The organism is Desulfomicrobium macestii (assembly GCF_014873765.1).
Taxonomy (GTDB): Bacteria; Desulfobacterota; Desulfovibrionia; order Desulfovibrionales; family Desulfomicrobiaceae; genus Desulfomicrobium; species Desulfomicrobium macestii.
Genome location: NZ_JADBGG010000003.1, coordinates 81,112 through 98,517, shown reverse-complemented (window position 1 = coordinate 98,517; position 17,406 = coordinate 81,112). Strand labels below are relative to the sequence as shown.

At 61.9% G+C, this 17,406-nt stretch carries 14 protein-coding genes; 2 read left to right on the top strand and 12 right to left on the bottom strand.

Annotation, left to right across the window (positions count from 1 at the left end; all coding sequences use genetic code 11):
* Window positions 1-8 precede the first annotated feature (8 nt).
* Window positions 9-2,507, bottom strand: a complete 2,499-nt coding sequence (locus tag H4684_RS02855) for a 2-oxoacid:acceptor oxidoreductase family protein (RefSeq protein ID WP_192622756.1) — start codon at window positions 2,505-2,507, stop codon at window positions 9-11.
* A gap of 307 nt (window positions 2,508-2,814) precedes the next feature.
* Here H4684_RS02855 and H4684_RS02850 point away from each other — a divergent pair, with 307 nt between their 5' ends.
* A complete protein-coding gene (locus tag H4684_RS02850; protein ID WP_092189784.1) occupies window positions 2,815-3,396 on the top strand; it encodes a hypothetical protein in 582 nt (193 codons plus the stop codon).
* 81 nt (window positions 3,397-3,477) lie between these two features.
* Here the strand turns inward: H4684_RS02850 and H4684_RS02845 are convergent, their stop codons facing one another.
* Window positions 3,478-4,554 carry a 5-(carboxyamino)imidazole ribonucleotide synthase gene (locus tag H4684_RS02845; RefSeq protein ID WP_192622755.1) on the bottom strand — a complete coding sequence of 359 codons (1,077 nt, stop codon included), beginning with the start codon at window positions 4,552-4,554 and terminating at the stop codon, window positions 3,478-3,480.
* Window positions 4,551-5,045, bottom strand: a complete 495-nt coding sequence (purE, locus tag H4684_RS02840) for a 5-(carboxyamino)imidazole ribonucleotide mutase (protein ID WP_192622754.1) — start codon at window positions 5,043-5,045, stop codon at window positions 4,551-4,553. Before purE ends, H4684_RS02845 begins: the two co-directional genes overlap by 4 nt.
* Before the next feature lie 210 nt (window positions 5,046-5,255).
* On the opposite strand from purE, the gene H4684_RS02835 reads away from it, so the two are divergent.
* Window positions 5,256-6,146: a LysR family transcriptional regulator gene (locus H4684_RS02835; protein ID WP_192622753.1), complete on the top strand. Its 891-nt coding sequence runs from the start codon at window positions 5,256-5,258 to the stop codon at window positions 6,144-6,146.
* A 158-nt stretch (window positions 6,147-6,304) separates the two neighbouring features.
* On the opposite strand, the gene H4684_RS02830 is transcribed toward H4684_RS02835, so the two are convergent.
* The 9 genes from H4684_RS02830 to gyrA all read right to left on the bottom strand — a co-directional run bounded on the left by H4684_RS02830 (window position 6,305) and on the right by gyrA (window position 17,399).
* Window positions 6,305-7,069: a tetratricopeptide repeat protein gene (locus H4684_RS02830; RefSeq protein ID WP_192622752.1), complete on the bottom strand. Its 765-nt coding sequence runs from the start codon at window positions 7,067-7,069 to the stop codon at window positions 6,305-6,307.
* Between the two features lie 40 nt (window positions 7,070-7,109).
* On the bottom strand, window positions 7,110-7,991 hold the full coding sequence (hisG, locus tag H4684_RS02825; RefSeq protein ID WP_092189794.1) for an ATP phosphoribosyltransferase: 882 nt from the start codon (window positions 7,989-7,991) through the stop codon (window positions 7,110-7,112).
* Complete coding sequence (gene hisI, locus H4684_RS02820) at window positions 7,991-8,368, bottom strand: phosphoribosyl-AMP cyclohydrolase (RefSeq protein WP_092189797.1); 378 nt, start codon at window positions 8,366-8,368, stop codon at window positions 7,991-7,993. The genes hisG and hisI overlap by 1 nt, the downstream gene beginning before the upstream one ends.
* Window positions 8,355-9,437, bottom strand: coding sequence for a 23S rRNA (adenine(2503)-C(2))-methyltransferase RlmN (rlmN, locus tag H4684_RS02815; RefSeq protein ID WP_092189799.1), 1,083 nt, complete (start codon window positions 9,435-9,437; stop codon window positions 8,355-8,357). The genes hisI and rlmN overlap by 14 nt, the downstream gene beginning before the upstream one ends.
* A gap of 95 nt (window positions 9,438-9,532) precedes the next feature.
* The gene (locus H4684_RS02810; RefSeq protein WP_092189801.1) at window positions 9,533-10,855 is read right to left on the bottom strand and encodes a tRNA nucleotidyltransferase/poly(A) polymerase family protein; all 1,323 of its coding nucleotides are present in this window, start codon (window positions 10,853-10,855) and stop codon (window positions 9,533-9,535) included.
* 60 nt (window positions 10,856-10,915) lie between these two features.
* Window positions 10,916-12,289 carry a sigma-54-dependent transcriptional regulator gene (locus tag H4684_RS02805; protein WP_192622751.1) on the bottom strand — a complete coding sequence of 458 codons (1,374 nt, stop codon included), beginning with the start codon at window positions 12,287-12,289 and terminating at the stop codon, window positions 10,916-10,918.
* A 50-nt stretch (window positions 12,290-12,339) separates the two neighbouring features.
* Window positions 12,340-13,653, bottom strand: a complete 1,314-nt coding sequence (locus tag H4684_RS02800; RefSeq protein ID WP_092189805.1) for a dihydroorotase — start codon at window positions 13,651-13,653, stop codon at window positions 12,340-12,342.
* Between the two features lie 22 nt (window positions 13,654-13,675).
* Window positions 13,676-14,608, bottom strand: coding sequence for an aspartate carbamoyltransferase catalytic subunit (locus H4684_RS02795; RefSeq protein WP_092189807.1), 933 nt, complete (start codon window positions 14,606-14,608; stop codon window positions 13,676-13,678).
* 241 nt (window positions 14,609-14,849) lie between these two features.
* Complete coding sequence (gene gyrA, locus H4684_RS02790; protein WP_192622750.1) at window positions 14,850-17,399, bottom strand: DNA gyrase subunit A; 2,550 nt, start codon at window positions 17,397-17,399, stop codon at window positions 14,850-14,852.
* Between the last annotated feature and the right edge of the window lie 7 nt (window positions 17,400-17,406).

Below are 17,406 nucleotides of genomic sequence, written 5' to 3'. Positions count from 1 at the left end.
CCTCCAGCCTATTTCACACCCAGCTCCCGTCCTGCCAGGAAGGCCGCGTAATTGGCCTGCCAGATGGCCGGCTTGGGGCTGACGTTCTTGAGGGCCTGCAGCCAGTACTCGTTGGGGAATGAATCAAAGGGAGCCAGGGTGCTCAGGACTCCGATCATGACCACGTTGGCGCTGCGGCCCGTGGGATCGCCAAGGCCAAGGGCCGTTGCGAGCACATCGACGTCGATGACCTTGTACCCGCTTAAGGCTTCGCGCACGGCTTCCACCGTCGGATAGTTCTCGGCCTTGAAAAGCGGGGGCATGATGGCCGTGTCGGCCAGGATGACCGTGCCGCCGGGCTTCAGCATGTCCAGGAAGCCGGGACGGAACACTTCGCTGCGCTCCATGCAGACCAGGCACTGGGTGGTGCCGGGCATGAGCACGGGGGAGTGGACCGCGCCGCAGGCGAAAGTGCTGATGACCGGGCCGCCCATCTGGGCCATGCCGTGGGTCTCGCCCTTGACGATGTTCTGCTTGTCGTAGCCGAGCAGGTACGCGAGCTGGGTCAGCACCCGGCCGAAGAAGAGATTGCCCTGGCCGCCGACGCCACGGATGGCCACGGACAAGAAGGCGGGCAAGCCGCCGGTGGCGGGCAGGTCGATGGACTCGGGCGGAACGGGCAGATCCGGACAGCTGGTCAGGCCGCAGGCGCTCTGATCCTTGGCCGGGGCGATGGCGCCCTTGGGGCACATCTGGGCGCAGGCCGGGTTCTGGCTCACACAGCCGGTGCAGATGTTGTTGAAGAAGGGCAGGCCCTCGGCGTCGGCCTCTATGCCGGAGCAGATCTGGCACATGCCGCAGCGGATGCACAATTCCGGGTCCACGGCCATTTTGACGCCGTAAGACTCCTTGGGCATCTTGCGGATGCACACGCCCGTGACCACAAGGGTGGTGAAGGTGCCGGTCTCGGCGGCCGCAAGAGCGTTCTTGAGCGCTTTTTCCAGGGCTTTCTTGTCATAGCCGCTGACCTCGACCACATTGGCCCCGTGCGCCTTCAGGCTTGCATTCAGGTCGAAGACATTGGGATCCCCGGCCAGGTTGGCGGGAGAAGTGGGCGAAGGCTGGCCGCCGGTCATGGCGGTCCATTCGTTGTTCAGGATGACCTTGACGCCGGGGATGTTCCTGAAAATCGTGTTGCGGGTCGCGTCCATGCCGCTGTGACACTCCGTGCCGTCGCCGAGCACGGCCAGGCATTTGCTCGCGGCCTCGGGCCTGGACAGAACATAGCCCAGCCGCTTGGCTTCGCTGGCGCCCATGGCCAGGGCGGTGTCCATGGCGTTCAGAAAGTGCAGCAGGGTGTTGCAGCCGATATCGCCGAACACCGCTTCAAGCTTGCCCTTCTTGCGCATCTTGCCGACGATCTGGCCGAAAAGACGGTACGGACAGCCCGCGCAGATCATGGGCGGACGCGGCAGGCTGGCCACCGCGGATTTTCCGGCCGGCTCGGCCAGACCAAGACGGGCGGAGATAAGTGCCGGGGTCCATTCGGTGACGGTCTCGTCCGCGCCCTTGCCCTGAACCGCGATTCCTTCGGCCTGGATAGCTTCCTGGATGAAGCGATAGCCGTCCTCGATGACGTAAACGGGACCGTCGATGCTTTCGCAGAAGCGACGGATGAGATCCATGGGCAGGGGATAGGTGAAGCCCAGCGACAGGACATCCACGTTCTTTCCCGTGGCGGCCCGGACCTCCTCCACGAAGAGGTCGTTCACGCCGTGGGTGATGATGCCGATCTTGCCGTCGCCTCTGGTCAGGACATTGAGCGGGCTCTCCTCGACCATCCCGCGCAGGGCCGGGATGCGGGAGGTGCGGACCTGATCATGAAACATCCGCGCACGCACGGGCAGGGTGATGAAATCGCTCATTTTCTCGGGCAGGGGAGCCTTTTCGCGCGTGGCCGTTTCCATCAGGCGCACCAGGCCCTCGCTGTGACAGAGCACTCCGCTGGCGATGACGGCCACGGGCGTGTTGAACTGCCGTCCAAGATCCGCCGCGATGCGGGCCGCCTCGTGCATCTCCTGGTGGTTGCGCGGCTCGAAGACCGGAATGCAGCAACTTTTGAGCATGTAGCGCGGGTCGACCAGATGCTGGGTGGAGCTCGGCGTGTAATCGCTGGCGATGTAATAGACCAGACTGCCGCGCTGGCCGGTATAGAAGGCGGCGCTCGTGATCACGTCGGCGGCCTGGAACAGGCCCGGAATCTTCATGGTCACGACACAGTCGCTACCGGCCAGGGTATGGCCGAATCCCACTCCCGCCGCCACGGCCTCGTTCACGGACCAGCCCACGGTGATCATGTCCTGGACCTGGGAGAGGCCCTTGTCGATGACCTCGGTGCTGGGCGTCCCGGGATAACCGTCCGCTGCGTGGATTCCGGCCCTCACGCAGCCCACGGCAAAAGCCATGTTGCCCTGAATGACCACACCCTTGCCCGCCTCTGCGACACACATCGCCTTCACTGCACTCATGAATCCTCCAAAAAAAAAATATGTCTTAAAGAAGCACCCTGCTCAAGGGCGTGACGGCAAACATTCAGGCGCCCGTCCGGGCATGAATGCCCCGAACGTGTTCGCGCCCTGTCGTCTGCCGGTACGCGAAGCCCCGCCCTTTCTCAAGTCCCAAGCGAAACAAAGGCCGCGCGCAAAGCCCCTGCAAAGGGCTTGCAAGGGCCACGCAGCACTGCAAGTTCCGAAAAAAACAGCCCCTTCACATTTTCAAAGACTCTTCGATCAGAAGCTTGCATCTTGAACCATAATCTGTTTGAAGAAACTCCATATGGGAACCACGTACGCCAACATCACGCTCAAAGGGCCAAAGGCGCAGGACATTCTGCAGGAGCTCGGCAACCAGGGACGCTCCGCCTTTGTTTCTCCAACAGAGGACGACCTGACCACTGTCTATGAAATGGACAGCGACGAAGGGGATTCCACCGCCCTCACCGATCTGGCCGAAGACCTGTCGGGCTATTTCGGATGCCCGGCCCTGGCCGTCCAGACCCTGGACGAGGAGCTTCTTAACTACTGGCTCTACGCGGACGGGGAGTTGCTCGACACCTACAAGTCGCCATCCCAGTCCCTGGACCCCGAGGGCAAGGGCAACTCCAAAAGCCAGGGCGGCAAGCCCGAACTTCTGGCCCAGCTCTTCAACACCGACGCCACCCGCGAAGAAATCATCGACATCCTGCACTGCCCGGATCACGATTGCAGCTTTGCCCTGGCCGTTGATCGCCACCTGAGCCTGGTGGAACTTCTGGGCCTGCCCATGTGTTCCGTCGGCTTCGGATTCTGCGATCTGGACTCCGGCGAATATCCCGAAGACCTGGACGAGGAAGACCTGCTGCGGGTCGACGAGGAATAGCCAGCGGGACTGCATGCAGTCCCGCCCCAGTCTCCCCTGCTGAAAAAACGCCCGTTCAGCCCACCTTTTCCGCGACCACCGTCACAGCAACGACCGCAGGGTCCTGCACCCCTCCTCGAAAGAGGCCCCGCTTCCGCTCCACAGCGTGGCGTGTCCGACTTTGCGCCCGGGGCGTTCCGCCTTGCCGTAAAGGTGGACATGCAGACCGCGCAGCGCCAACAGTCCTGCCAGATCAGGCTGTCTTCCGATAAAATTGACCATGGCCGAATGCCCGGTAACGGAAGTCTTGCCCAAGGGCAGCCCCGCGATGGCCCGCAAATGATTCTCGAACTGGCTCGTCATGGCCCCCTCGATGGTCCAGTGGCCGGAATTGTGCACTCGCGGCGCCATCTCGTTGGCCAGCAGCATGGACCCGACCTGAAACAATTCCAGGGCCAGCACTCCCACATAATCCAGATGCCGGAGCAGTTTTCCGGCCAGCTCCTCCGCCGACTTTTGCATCGGATCGCGAGGGCGGCTCCTGGAAAACCGCAACACCCCGTCATGATGGACGTTCTCGCTGAGCGGATAAAACAGGATCTTTCCCGCCTGGTCCCGAACCCCGAGAACAGAGATTTCGCGATCGAACGCGACCAGACTCTCCAGCACCAGGGAAAAACCGCCTAACATCTCCCAAGCCCTGCCGACATCGTCACGGCTGCGCAACACGAACTGCCCCTTTCCGTCATAGCCGAGGGTGCGGGTCTTCAGCACGGCGGGCAGACCGATTTCCCCGATCGCCTCGTTCAGCGCCGACAAAGAATCCACCGCCCTGAACGCCGGGGCGGGAATGCCCAGCTCCTGAAAAATCCCTTTCTCGCGCAGTCTGTCGCCGGAGCAGGTCAATGCCTGCGCGCCAGGGTGCACAGGCGTGATCAGCGAAAGAAATTCAACACACTCAATGGGAATGTTCTCGGACTCGTAGGTGATGACGTCCACCTGCCGGGCAAATCGGGAGAGCATGACGCGGTCGGAATATTCCCCGCGCAAATGTTCGCCAAGAGAGGCGACGCACGGAGCAGGCGCGGGGTCGTAGAACACGAAATCAAAGCCCAGGGGCAGGCCCGCCAGGGCGAGCATGCGCGCAAGCTGGCCGCCTCCGAGCACGCCGATGATCATAGCGGATCTCCCGGCACGGGATTGTCCAGGACGGCCTGTGTCTGCCTGCGCCGATACTCCGCCAAAGCCTCACGGATCTCTGGATGCTGCGGGGCGAGGATGGCAGCAGCCAGCAGGGCTGCGTTGACGGCTCCGGCCCTTCCGATGGCCATGGTTCCCACCGGCACCCCCGCCGGCATCTGGGCGATGGAAAGCAGGGAGTCCATACCGCTTAAGGCCTTGGAGCGCACAGGCACTCCTATGACCGGGAGCAGAGTCATGGCCGCCGCCATGCCCGGCAGGTGGGCCGCGCCTCCGGCCCCGGCAATGATCACGCGCAGACCGCGCGCCTCGGCCCCGGAAGCGTATTCAAAAAGCAGGCCCGGGGTCCTGTGCGCGGAAACCACCTGCGTCTCGTGCGGGACCATCAGCATTTCAAGGGTCCGGGAACAGTGCTGCATTGTCTCCCAGTCCGAGGAAGATCCCATGATGACACCAACTGAAGGGGCCATGTTGTGCTCCATTTGTTATTGCGCAGGCCGAGCCGAACAAGCCCGGGAGCGGGGGCATGGCTGTGCCGCAATGCATTGTGAACACGACGGCCCGTATGCGCTCCCGGCCGTCAGACCATTTGAGAACCCCTACTTGTCTATTTTCAGCAGCAAGTATATTCGTAATTAATGGATTAATTGTTCGTGAATAACTGACAAAAGGCGGCAGGCATGCTCAACTACAGGCAACTCCACTATTTCTGGAACGTGGCCACGGCAGGCGGCATCAGGCGCGCGGCCGAACGCATGCACCTGACGCCGCAGACGCTCAGCGGACAGATCGGCGAACTGGAGCGGGACCTTGGCGTCAAGCTCTTCGTACGCTCCGGGCGGCGGCTCGAAATCACCGAGGCAGGTAAACTCGCCCTGGCCCGCGCCGATGAAATCTTCCAGATCGGCAACGAACTGACCGAAATGCTCAAGGATTCCCCTCCAGAAGAAGCCTTGCCCTTCCGCGTAGGGCTGGCGGATTCGGTGCCCAAATCCATCGCTTTTCGCCTCCTGGCCCCGGCCTTTGAGCTGGCGACCCCCATCCGGCTTTTGTGTCACCGGGACAGGCTGGAAAACCTGTTTGCCGAATTGGCCATACACAAGCTCGAACTTGTCATTGCCGACCAGCAGTTGCCTTCCGGTCTCGGGGTAAAGGCGTTCAACCATCCCCTTGGCAACTGTTCGATGACGTTTTTCGGAGTGCAGGACCTTGCCCGGCGCTACCGGCCCGATTTTCCGCGCTCCCTGGAAGGGGCGCCCATGCTCATGCCGACGGGAAGCGCACGCGGCGCGCTGGGCGGATGGTTTGCCGAGCACGGGATTCACCCGCGCGTGGTGGGAGAGTTCGACGACACGGCCTTGCTGAAAACCTTCGGCCAGGCCGGCCTTGGGCTCTTTCCGGCGCCAAGCGTGATGAGAGAGGAGGTTCGTCGCGTTTACGACGTGGAGGAGGTGGGAGAGGCGGCGGACGTCGATGTGCGCTATTTCGCCATTTCCGCGGAAAGACGCCTCAAGCATCCCGCCGTCATGGCCGTGAGCGCGCATGCGCGGCAAAATCTCTTCGGCGGTTGAAAAAAGCCCGCAGCCGAACCACGGCCGGGGATGCACGGGAGGTTATGAGCCGGAGTGGAGCATGCCGGCAGACAGTCCGATCGTGGTCAAATACGGATGGTCGCGAAATCGGAAATCAAGAGATTGATGCCGGGGATGCCTCGGGCATCCCCGGGGCATCACTGCAGAAAGTCCAGATAATCCTTGGCGGCCTTGGCCTCGCCGGACTTGGGATACTGTTTGACGATGCGCGCGAAAAGCTCCCTGGCTTCCGCCGTCTTGCCCATGCGCATCTGATGCTCCGCCAGGGCCAGGATGGTCGCGGTGCTGTCCATGTCCGCCTCAAGGCCGCTCTTGAGCACCGCCTCGGCATCATCAAGACGATTCTGAGCCACGAAGGCGTCCGACAGGAGCTTGTAGGCCGGGATGTAGCGCCAATTGCGGGCCAGCGCCTTGCGCCCGAACTCCTCGGCCTCCCGCGCCCGGCCCTGACGCAGCAGGAGCAGGCCCAGATTATAGGCCGGGAACTCGGGAGTGACATAGGTCAGAATGCTGAGCGCCTTGCGGTACGCGGCCTCGGCCTCCTTGTCCCGCCCCAGTGCTTCCTCGACCTTGCCCAGATTGTTCCAGGCCTCCCCGAAGTCCTCGTCGATTTCAACGGCGCGGGTAAAGCCGTCCCGGGCCTGCTCAAGCTCCTGCAGCCCGATGTAGATCATGCCCGAATCAAAATGAAACCGTGACAGATGACTGGCGGCGGGTTCCACCTGAAGAAGCTCCTGCAAGGCCAGCTGGGGCTGATCGCTGTTGATGTACGATTCAATCAGGTTGAATCGCAAATCCACTTCCTTGGAGCCCATATTCGACGATGCGCCCCTGGAAGCCCCACGGGCTCCGCACCCAGCCAGGACGAAGCATAAAATGAGAACCATCGTGCATGTCTTCATGGCCGTGCTCCTTGACAGCCCCCTTTTGGGGGCTCTCGCATTAGATGACCTTGTTGAGGGAGTACTCGATGATGGCCTGAGCACCCACCGACTGCAGTTTCGGCACCAGATCCCGAACCTGGCAGGTCTCGACGACGGTCTCGATGGACAGCCAGTCGGAGTTGTGCAGATGGGCGATGGTCGGGGAGTTCATGCTCGGCAGCAGCGCCATGACCTTGTCCACGACATCGGCCGGAGCGTTCATTTTCAGGGCCACCAGCTTGTCGGCTCTGAGCGCTCCCTGCAGGAGGGTGTTCATGTTTTCGATCTTGGCCCGCTTCCAGGGATCCTTCCAGGATTCCTTGTTGGCGATGAGCTGGGTGTTGGTCTGCAAAAGCTCCGCGATGATGCGCAGGCCGTGGGCCTTGATGGTCGTGCCGGTCTCGGTGATCTCGACGATGGCATCCACCAGTCCCTCGACAACCTTGGCCTCGGTTGCACCCCAGGAATATTCGACTTCCACGGGGATTCCCGCTTCCTCGAAATAGCGCTTGGTGAAGCTCAGAAATTCCGTGGCGATCTTCTTCCCGGCCAGATCTTCAGGCCGCTTGTACGGAGAGTCGCCGGCCACGGCCAGCACCCACTTGGCCGGACGATTGCTGGCCTTGGAATAGATGAGGTCATCCACGATGACGACGTCCGACTGATTCTCGAGGATCCAGTCCTTGCCGGTCAGACCGGCGTCGAGGAGACCGTTTTCCACGTAGCGGGCCATTTCCTGGGCCCGGCACAGTGAACAGGTCAGTTCAGGGTCGTTTATTTCCGGGAAGTAGTTCCGGTGGTGCGAGGTCACCTTCCAGCCGGCCTTGGCGAAAAGCTTGACTGTGGCCTCTTCCAGGGAACCCTTCGGTATTCCGATGCGCATCTGTTTTCCATCAACCATTATTTGTAAACCTCCTTGGGATCGAACACCATGGGGGAGCAGTCCGTCCACCGCCCCTGTGCGTCTCGTTCACGATAAAAACAACTTCTGCGGCCCGTGTGACAGGCCGCCCCGCCGATCTGCTCGACCTGGACCAGCACCGTGTCCCTGTCGCAGTCCATTCGTATTGAGCGCACCTTCTGCACATGCCCGGAAGTGCCGCCCTTGTGCCACAGCGTTTTCCGGCTGCGGCTGTAATAATGTACCTCGCCGGTACGCAGGGTCTCGTTCCAGGCTTCTTCGTTCATGTAGGCGAGCATGAGCACTTCGCCGCTCGCCGCCTCCTGGGCGATGACCGGAAGAAGTCCACCGCATTTATCAAAATCAGGCTGTTCCATTTTTTGGTCCTTCGTTGCTCGTCGTCGAATTCATGCGGTCCTGAACCTCGGTCTTGAGCTGACCGCAGGCAGCCGCGATATCCTGCCCCTTGCTCTTGCGCAAGGTCACGGTAAAGCCCTTCTTGCGCAGGAGTCCCTCAAAGGCCAGCACGTCCTCCGGTTCCGGGGCTGCATACTCGATGCCCGGGCCGGGATTGTAGGCGATGAGGTTGATCTTGCATTTCAGGTGCGAAAGCAGCCGCACCAGCTGCCGGGCATGCTGGAGGCTGTCGTTCACCCCTTTGATCAAAATGTATTCGATGGTCACCCGCTCCCGGGCCTTGAGCTCAAGACCCTGCAGGGTCTCGATCAGCTCTTCGATGCTCCAGCGCGCCGCGCCGGGCATGAGCCGCTCCCGGATCTCCTGGGTCGGGGCATGCAGGGAGATGGCCGGCAGAGCGAGGCCTTCGATCCCGAAGACGTCCATCCGGCCCTTGATGGCGCAGGTCGAGAGCGTGATGCGCCGACGCGAAAATTCAAGTCCCTCGGCGTTGGAGAGAATTTCCAGGCTGCGCCGCACCTCGTCCCAGTTGGTCAGGGGCTCGCCCATGCCCATGTAAACCAGGTTCTTCACCTCATCGCCAAGGCCGTGGGTGCGCAGGTAGTCCCTGGCCACGAGCACCTGGGCCGCGATCTCCCCCCCCGTCATGTTGCGGGAAAAACCCATGAGCCCGGTGCTGCAGAAGGTGCAGCCCATGGGGCAGCCGATCTGGCACGACAGGCACTGGGTGTAGCGCTCCTTGTCCGGGATGAGCACGGTCTCGACCAATGCCCCGTCAGCCAGACGCAGCAGCAGCTTGACCGTCCCGTCGCTGCTGGTCTGCACCTCGTGCACTTCAGGCCAGACAAGGGCCCACTCGCGCACGAGCTGTTCCCTGAAATCCCGGGCCAGGTTGGTCATGGCCGAAAACTCGCGCACGCCCTTGCGCCACAGCCATTGCCACAGCTGGCGCGCCCGAAAGCCCTGGTGGCCCATGGCTTTTACGGCTTCTTCGAGCTCGGGGCAGGTCAATTCAAGAATATTGCGCATGATGCTCCACTGTCTGGAATCGCAAAGGCACAAAGGGCGTTACAAAGCCGCCCCTCGTGCCTTCGGCAGGAAACTGGCTCCGCGAACCGGGTCGCCTAGAGCTGCTCCTTGGCTTTGTAGGCGGCCACGAAACGCTCGGCCTCTTCGATCGTGTTCACGTCGCCGGAGATCTGGGCCTGGAGCAGGTTGTCGCGGATCAGACCAACGGCCGGGCCGGGCTTGATGCGCGCGATATCCATGATCTGCTTGCCGTTCAGCAGGGGTTCGAGCAGCTCCTCGCGGATGTCCGCCCGCTCCAGCATCTTCATGTTGTGATTGAATTCCGTGTAGTTGGCATTTCTGGCCTTGATGTCGGCCCGGGCCATCTCGATAAGGCGCGGATAGTCGTCCACGGCCTTGAAGCGGCGGATGCCCTTGTCCGTGAGCATGAAATGAAAGCGCATGTGGTTGCGGACCAGATTCACGATCATGTCCACTTCCTCGGTGTTGAGGCGCAGGCGCTTCAGGATCTTCCGCGCGACCTTGGCGCCGATGCGGTGGTGCTGGTAGAAGGTGGTGCGATCCTCGTAGACTTCCCCGGCGTACAGCTTGCCGCAATTGAGGAAGAGGCAGCCAAGGGTGCCGTACCAGTCGTAGGGCAACTCCTCGGGATAGTGCTGCATGACCTTCAAGGTGTGTTCCCAGATGGACGACGGTCCGGTCTCCTCGTCGAAAACCTGAAAGATCCGGCTCAAGGCCGCAAGCTCGGGCACCAGCCCATGCAGGATCATGGAATCGAAAAGGAGCTCGGCGAAACGCCACATGTTCTCGGCCTCGACCTTGCGCCATTCGTCCATGATGTCCGTGACCGAGACATAGTCAAGCACCCGACGCGAAGCGCGAATGATGGACATCCAGGAATTTTCCTCAATGGGCAGGTGGTAGTTGGCCGAGAAGCGCAGGGCGCGGATGGCCCGCAGGTAGTCGTGCTTGAGGGTCTCGTCGGGGATGCCCTGAAACTTGATCTGACCGCCGGAGATGTTTTCGAAGCCATCGTAAACGTCGCGGGAGCGGGGAATGAACGGACAGGCCAGGCTCACGGGAAAACCTTCGTCCTTGTCGAGCTTTCTCAACATATTGGACGTGATCTGGGCAACGCAGGCCTCGGGATGGGAAGCGTCGGCCATGTCGGCGGGATGAAAGAGGAAGGTCGCGCTGCCCTGGTTCATCCTGGCCACGATATCCCCGCTGCCTGCGGAGACTTCGGGAAAAAGATTTTTGAGGCCGGCAAGATCGATATCCGTGCAGATCTCCACCTCGGCATCCTTGGAGGTTCCAAGAATCTTGCGCTGCAGCGCGGCGTTGATGACGTAGGCGTCGTAGCCGTTGCGCATGATGGTTTTACAGATGGAGGCGGCTTCTTTTATCGGCTGAGGCATCAAGGTCTCCTTGAGTGGTCGTGTTCGTGAAAAGGTCTGCATCGGATAATCGGATGCAATCTAAATATCTTCATCTTTTTCCCCCGACTTGGTCAAGCGGTAGCGGAACTGCCGGAAGTTGAGTCCGACCATCTCCGCAGCCCGCCCCTTATGCCCTCCACAGCGCCGCAGCGCCTCGGAAATGACCTTGTGCTCGTGTACGGCGAGATATTCGTCGAGGGTCATCTGCCCGGACAGGACCTTCTGGATTCCGCCATCCTGATCCGTGGAAGTGATTTTCTCGTAGATGACCAGGGAATCCGCCGTGACGGTATCCCCGGGTTCAAGGGCCACGGCGCGCTCCACGATGTTTTCGAGTTCACGCACGTTGCCGGGATATCCATAGGCCAGGAGTTTTTTGCGCGCTTCGGCCGTAAAGCCCCGCAACTGACGCTTCTGGGCGCGGCAGGCCTTCTCCAGAAAATGCTCGGCCAGGGCCAGGACGTCGTCCCCCCGTTCGCGCAGAGGCGGAAGATGCACCTTGACCCCGCTCAGACGGTAGTAAAGATCCTCGCGAAAATCGCCGTCGGCCACGCTTTGCTCGACGTTGCGGTTGGTCGCCGCGATGATGCGCACATCCGAGCGCATCTCTTCGGTCCCGCCAAGAGGGATGAAGCAGCGCTCCTGCACGTAGCGCAGCAGTTTGACCTGGGTCGAATGGGCCAGTTCGCCCACCTCGTCCAGAAAAAGGGTGCCGCCCTCGGCCATTTCCAGGAGGCCCTTCTTGGCCCGATCGGCGCTGGTGAAGGCGCCCTTGCGAAAGCCGAACAGCTCGCTCTCCACCAGATTCTCCGGCAATCCGCCGCAATTGATGGCCAGAAACGGTTGCTTGGCGCGCTGGCTCTGGCTGTGAATGCAGCGGGCGAAAAGCTCCTTGCCCGTGCCCGACTCGCCGGTCACGAGCACGCTGATGTTTGTCGGGGCGATGCGCCGCACCAGATCGAAGACAGCCTGCATCTGCCGGCTCTGGCCGATGATCTCGCCGTACTGTTTGCTGATCTGCCCCTTGAGCCAGTCGTTTTCCTCCTTGAGGCGGGCCGTCTCAAGAGTGCGCTCCACCGTGTAGAGCAGGTCGTCGAGTTCAAAGGGTTTGGAGATGTAGTCCTTGGCGCCGTGCTTCATGGCCGTGATGGCACTCTTGGCGTCGGCGTAGGCCGTGACCATGAGCACGGGCACATCGGCCCAGGTCTCGCGAATGCGGACCAGCAGATCGATCCCGCTTTCCCGGCCCAGACGCAGGTCCAGCAGGATGAGGCCGATGGAATGCTGCTGCAGCACGGCCAGGGCCGAAGCCGAATCGGGCGCGGTCCAGACCGAATGCCCCTTCTTGATCAGGGCGATTTCAAGGACTTCGCGCAGGCTCAGGTCGTCATCTACGATAAGTATGTTGGCCATATTCTTTCCGTGCCCCCTGATTGCAAAATCGGTTCAGGCCCGCCCCCGCGTCACGGGCGCTTCAGGGTGATCGCCTCCAGCCTGGAAAAAACGGCCCGGCCGCCCAGAAAATGGGCCATGACCCGACCCGGAATCTCCTTGTCGAGACAGGGCGTGTTCTTGCCCTTGGACAAAAGGGCCCCGGCCGTGGCCACCCAGGCCAGATCAGGATCAAAAAGCACAAAGTCCGCAGGGTCGCCGGGCTGCATGCGGTTGGCGGGCAGGCCGAAGATGGCGGCCGTGTTCCAGCACCACAGGCGGCTTATGTCGGCAAATTCAAGCTCTCCGCTGCGCACCAGTTCATAGGTCAGGGACAGGGCCGTATCGAGGCCGGAGATGCCGCTGGGCGCATCGGCGAAGGTCACTTCCTTTTCGTGAGCCGCGTGGGGCGCGTGGTCCGTGACCAGAATGTCGATGACTCCCGTGCGCACAGCCTGGCGCAGGGCCAGCACGTCGTCGCGGGTGCGCAGGGGCGGATTGACGCGCACGCTGGTGTCATATCCCTCGACCCGCGATTCGTCCCAGAGCAGATAGTGCGGGCAGGTCTCGGCCGTGACCTTGACGCCGCGCTCCTTGGCTCCCGCGATGAGCTCCACGGACTGCCTGCAACTGATGTGAGCCAGATGGATGGGCAGGTCCAGATAGGAGGCCAGCAGGATGTCGCGGGCGACCTGCATGGCCTCGGACACGGTCGGAATGCCCTTCAGGCCGAGACGGCTCGATACCTCGCCCTCGTTCATGACTCCGCCCTTGCCCAGCCATGGATCCTCGCAGTGATCGATGACCTTCAGGCCGAAATCCGCCGCGTATTCCATGGCCCGCCGGAAAAGTTCCGTGTTCTCGACAGGCAGGCCGTCGTTGGACAGGGCCACGCATCCGGCCCGGGCCAATTCCCCGGCCGCGGCCAGCTCCTTGCCCAGAAGGCCCACGGTAAGCGCCCCGACGGGCCGCACCCAGGGACCGTGCGCAAAGCTCTCGGCGGCTTTTTGCAGCATGAAGCGGGTCACGGAGGCGTTGTCGTTGACGGGGCTGGTATTGGCCATGGCCATGACCTGGCCGAAGCCTCCCCCGGCCGCTGCGGACAGGCCCGAGGCGATGTCCTCCTTGTACTCCTGACCGGGCTCGCGCAGATGCACGTGGGCGTCGATGAGGCTCGGCAGAAGGGTCAACCCGGCGGCATCGAAGATCTCGGTCCCGGACGCGCCTTGGGGCGCGGCAACAGTTCCGGCCTCGGCAAGTTCGAGAACGCGGCCCTCGCCGATGAGCAGGTCGCAGGTGCGATCCTGCCAGGAAACATTGCGAATAAAAAAGTCTACATGTGCCATGGTACCACCATCCTGAAATTTATCATGCCGAAATCCGAGCCCTGGTCAGATAGAGATGCAAAAGGGTCATGCGCACGGCCACGCCCGAGGCGACCTGATCCAGGACCAGGCTCGCCCCGCAATCGGCCAGCTCGGAAGCGATCTCAAGGCCCCTATTCATGGGCCCTGGATGCATGATCTTCACATCCGCTTTGGCCTTTTCCAGATGCCTGGGGCTGAGTCCGTAGGTGCAGGCGTACTCGCGCAGATCCGGCAGCAGCCCCGCCTGCTGCCGCTCCAGTTGCAGGCGCAGGCAGATGACCGCGTCCACTCCCTCGCAGGCCTTGGCCACGTCGGAAAAAACCTCCACCGGCCAGGTTTGGACCATGGCCGGCAGCAGTGTGCGCGGAGCGCAAATGCGGACCCGGGCCCCGAGCATGGTCAGCAGTTCCACATCCGAACGGGCCACCCGGCTGTGGGCGACGTCGCCGAGGATGCACACGGTCTTGCCCGCAAAGGAGCCCCAGACCTGATGCAGGGTGAAGCCGTCCAGCAGGGCCTGGGTCGGATGGGCATGCCAGCCGTCCCCGGCGTTGATGATGGAGCAGTCGAGGCGTTCGGCCAGGAACCGTGCCGCCCCGCTGTCCCAGTGTCGGATGACGATGGCGTCGGGGTTCATGGCCTGCAGGGTCAGGGCCGTGTCTTTCAGGCTCTCGCCCTTCTGCAGGGAGCTGCCGGACTTGGTCAGGCTGAAGGTGTCGGCGGACAGGCGCTTGCCGGCCATGTCGAACGAGGTCTTGGTGCGCGTGGAGGCCTCGGCAAAGAAGAGGACCACGCTCTTGCCCTTCAGGATGGGCACCTTCTTGATGGGCCGCTGATTCACTTCCGCGAACCGGGCCGCCGTCTCGAAAATATGGGCGATCTCATCGGGATCGAGCTGGGAAATCTCCAAAAGGTCCTTATGCCGCCAATTCATAGCTCCGCCTTGCCGCCCCTGCGGGGGTTGTGATTGCATCGTGACCAAAAAAAAGGGACCCGGCTTCTCGCCCGTCCCTGTTGCTTGCGTCACGCACGGTCTTTCGTACACGTTTCATGCCATGGGCCCTTACACGACACGCCTCTTGACGTCCAGTGCGACGGCAAACATGGGCGGGCGCTCAAAAAAAGGCGCGCCCCCATCGGAGCGCGCCCATATCTTCATTCAAAAACCAAGCGATCTATTCCTGCAAGTCCTCGGATTCGTCCAGCGCCTCGTCGTCATCGGGCAGATCCGTATCATCGTCCAGGACCTCGGAATCGTCCGGGGCCGTCTTTTCGGCAGGCACGCTGGCACGAGGCACGCCGCTGACTTCCGGGGCATCGGTCGGCACATGATCGAAGCAGACCACGGTCTGATCGTCTTCAAGGCGGACCAGGCGCACGCCCTGGGTGGCCCGGCCGACCAGGCTGATGTCGGAGATGCCGATGCGGATGATCTTGCTGCCCGAGGTCAGGAGGATGAGCTCATCCGTGGGATAGACCATCATGGCCCCGACCACCTTGCCGGTCTTGGGCGTGATGCGCATGTTGATGATGCCCTTGCCGCCGCGCGACTGGGCCCGGAAGTGCTCGACCTGGGTACGCTTGCCGTAGCCGTTCTCCGCGATGGTCAAGAGCTCCTGCTGGGTGTCCTTGTTGACCACCACGCCGGCCACGACCTGATCGCCCTTGCGCAGAGCCAGGCCCTTCACGCCCGTGGCGGTGCGGCCCATGGCGCGCACGTCGGAGCAGGCGAAGCGGATGGAGTAGCCGTCCATGGTGACCAGCACCATTTCGTCGTCGGTCTCCACCTCGCGCACGCCGATGAGTTCATCGTCGTCCCGCATGCCAAGGGCGATGAGACCCACGGCGCGGATGTTGCGATAGAGGTGAATGGAGCTGCGTTTGACCACGCCGAGCTTGGTGTAGAAGAAGTAGAATTTCTCCTGGTCCAGATCACGGCAGGTCATGGCCGCGGCGATGTACTCGTTGCTGTCCAGCGGGAGCAGGTTGGCCACGTGCTTGCCCCGGGCCGTGCGGCCGCCCTCGGGAATCTGGTGCACCTTGACCTGGTACATCTTGCCCTTGTTGCTGAACAGATTCATGTACTGGTGGTTCGAGGTCGTGAGGATGAAGGTGATGAAATCCTCCTCCGCGACCTGCACCCCGGTGATGCCCGTTCCGCCCCGGCGCTGCTGGCGATAGTTGTCCAGGCTGGTGCGCTTCAGATACCCGTTGCGGGACAGGGTGATGACCACCGGCTCGTCGGGGATGATGTCTTCGATGTCGATGGAGTCGGGATCATGGGCCAGAAGCTCGGACTTGCGGGGCGTGACGAAGGTCTCGCGCAGGTCTTCGAGTTCCTGACGGATGACGGACTTCAGGACTTCGGGATTCTCGATGACGCTGGTCAGATACTCGATCTGCTTCAGGAGCTCGGCATATTCCTCCAGGAGCTTTTCACGCTCCAGGTTGGTCAGCCGCTGCAGGCGCATGTCGAGAATGGCCTGAGCCTGGATATCGGACAGGCCGAAGCGCTCGCGCAGGCGCTCCTTGGCCTCCTGCGGAGTCTTGGAGGCGCGGATGAGCGCGACAACCTCGTCGATGAAATCAAGGGCGATGCGCAGGCCCTCAAGGATGTGCGCCCGATGCTGGGCCTTCCTGAGGTCGAACCGGGAGCGGCGGATGACCACTTCGCGGCGATAGTCGAGAAAATACTCGAGCACCTGCTTCAGGTTCAAAAGCTGGGGACGGTTGTTGACCACGGCCATCATGTTGATGCCGAAGCTGGTCTCAAGGGATGTGAACTTGAAGAGCTGATTGATGATCACATCGGAGAAGACGCCCTTCTTCAAATCCATGACGATGCGAATGCCCTTCATGTCCGATTCGTCGCGCAGGTCCGAGATGCCCTCGATCTTGCGCTCGTTGACCAGCATGGCGATCTTTTCCACCAGGGTGGACTTGTTCAGGGCGTAGGGAATCTCTTTCACGACGATGGATTCGAGGTCCCCTTTTCGCTTTTCGATCTCGATACGCGAACGGATGCGCACCGAGCCGCGACCCGTGCGGTAGGCCTCGCGGATGCCGGCCTTGCCGTAGATGAGCGCGCCCGTGGGAAAATCCGGGGCCTTGATGTACTGCATCAGATCTTCGATGGACATCTTGGGGTCGTCGAGCAGGCGCAGGGTTCCGTCCACCACCTCGCCCAGGTTGTGGGGCGGAATGTTGGTGGCCATGCCCACGGCGATGCCCGATGAGCCGTTGACCAGCAGGTTCGGGACCTTGGTCGGCAGCACCGAGGGCTCCTGCAGGGAGTTGTCGTAGTTGGGACGAAACTCCACCGTGTCCTTTTCGATGTCGGCCAGAAAGGAACTGGCCAGACGGGACATGCGCACCTCGGTGTAACGCATGGCTGCCGCGGAATCGCCGTCGATGGAGCCGAAGTTGCCCTGGCCGTCGACCAGGGGATCGCGCATGTTGAATTCCTGGGCCATGCGCACCAAGGCGTCGTACACGGCCGAGTCGCCATGGGGATGAAACTTACCGATGACGTCACCGACCACGCGGGCGGACTTCTTGTAGGCCCGGTTGTAGGTGTTGCCGAGTTCGTGCATGGCGAAAAGGATACGCCGGTGCACAGGTTTGAGGCCATCGCGCACGTCCGGGATGGCCCGGCCGATGATGACGCTCAGCGAATATTCCAGATATGATTTCTGAAGTTCTTTTTCGATACTGATGTTGGACACATCCACC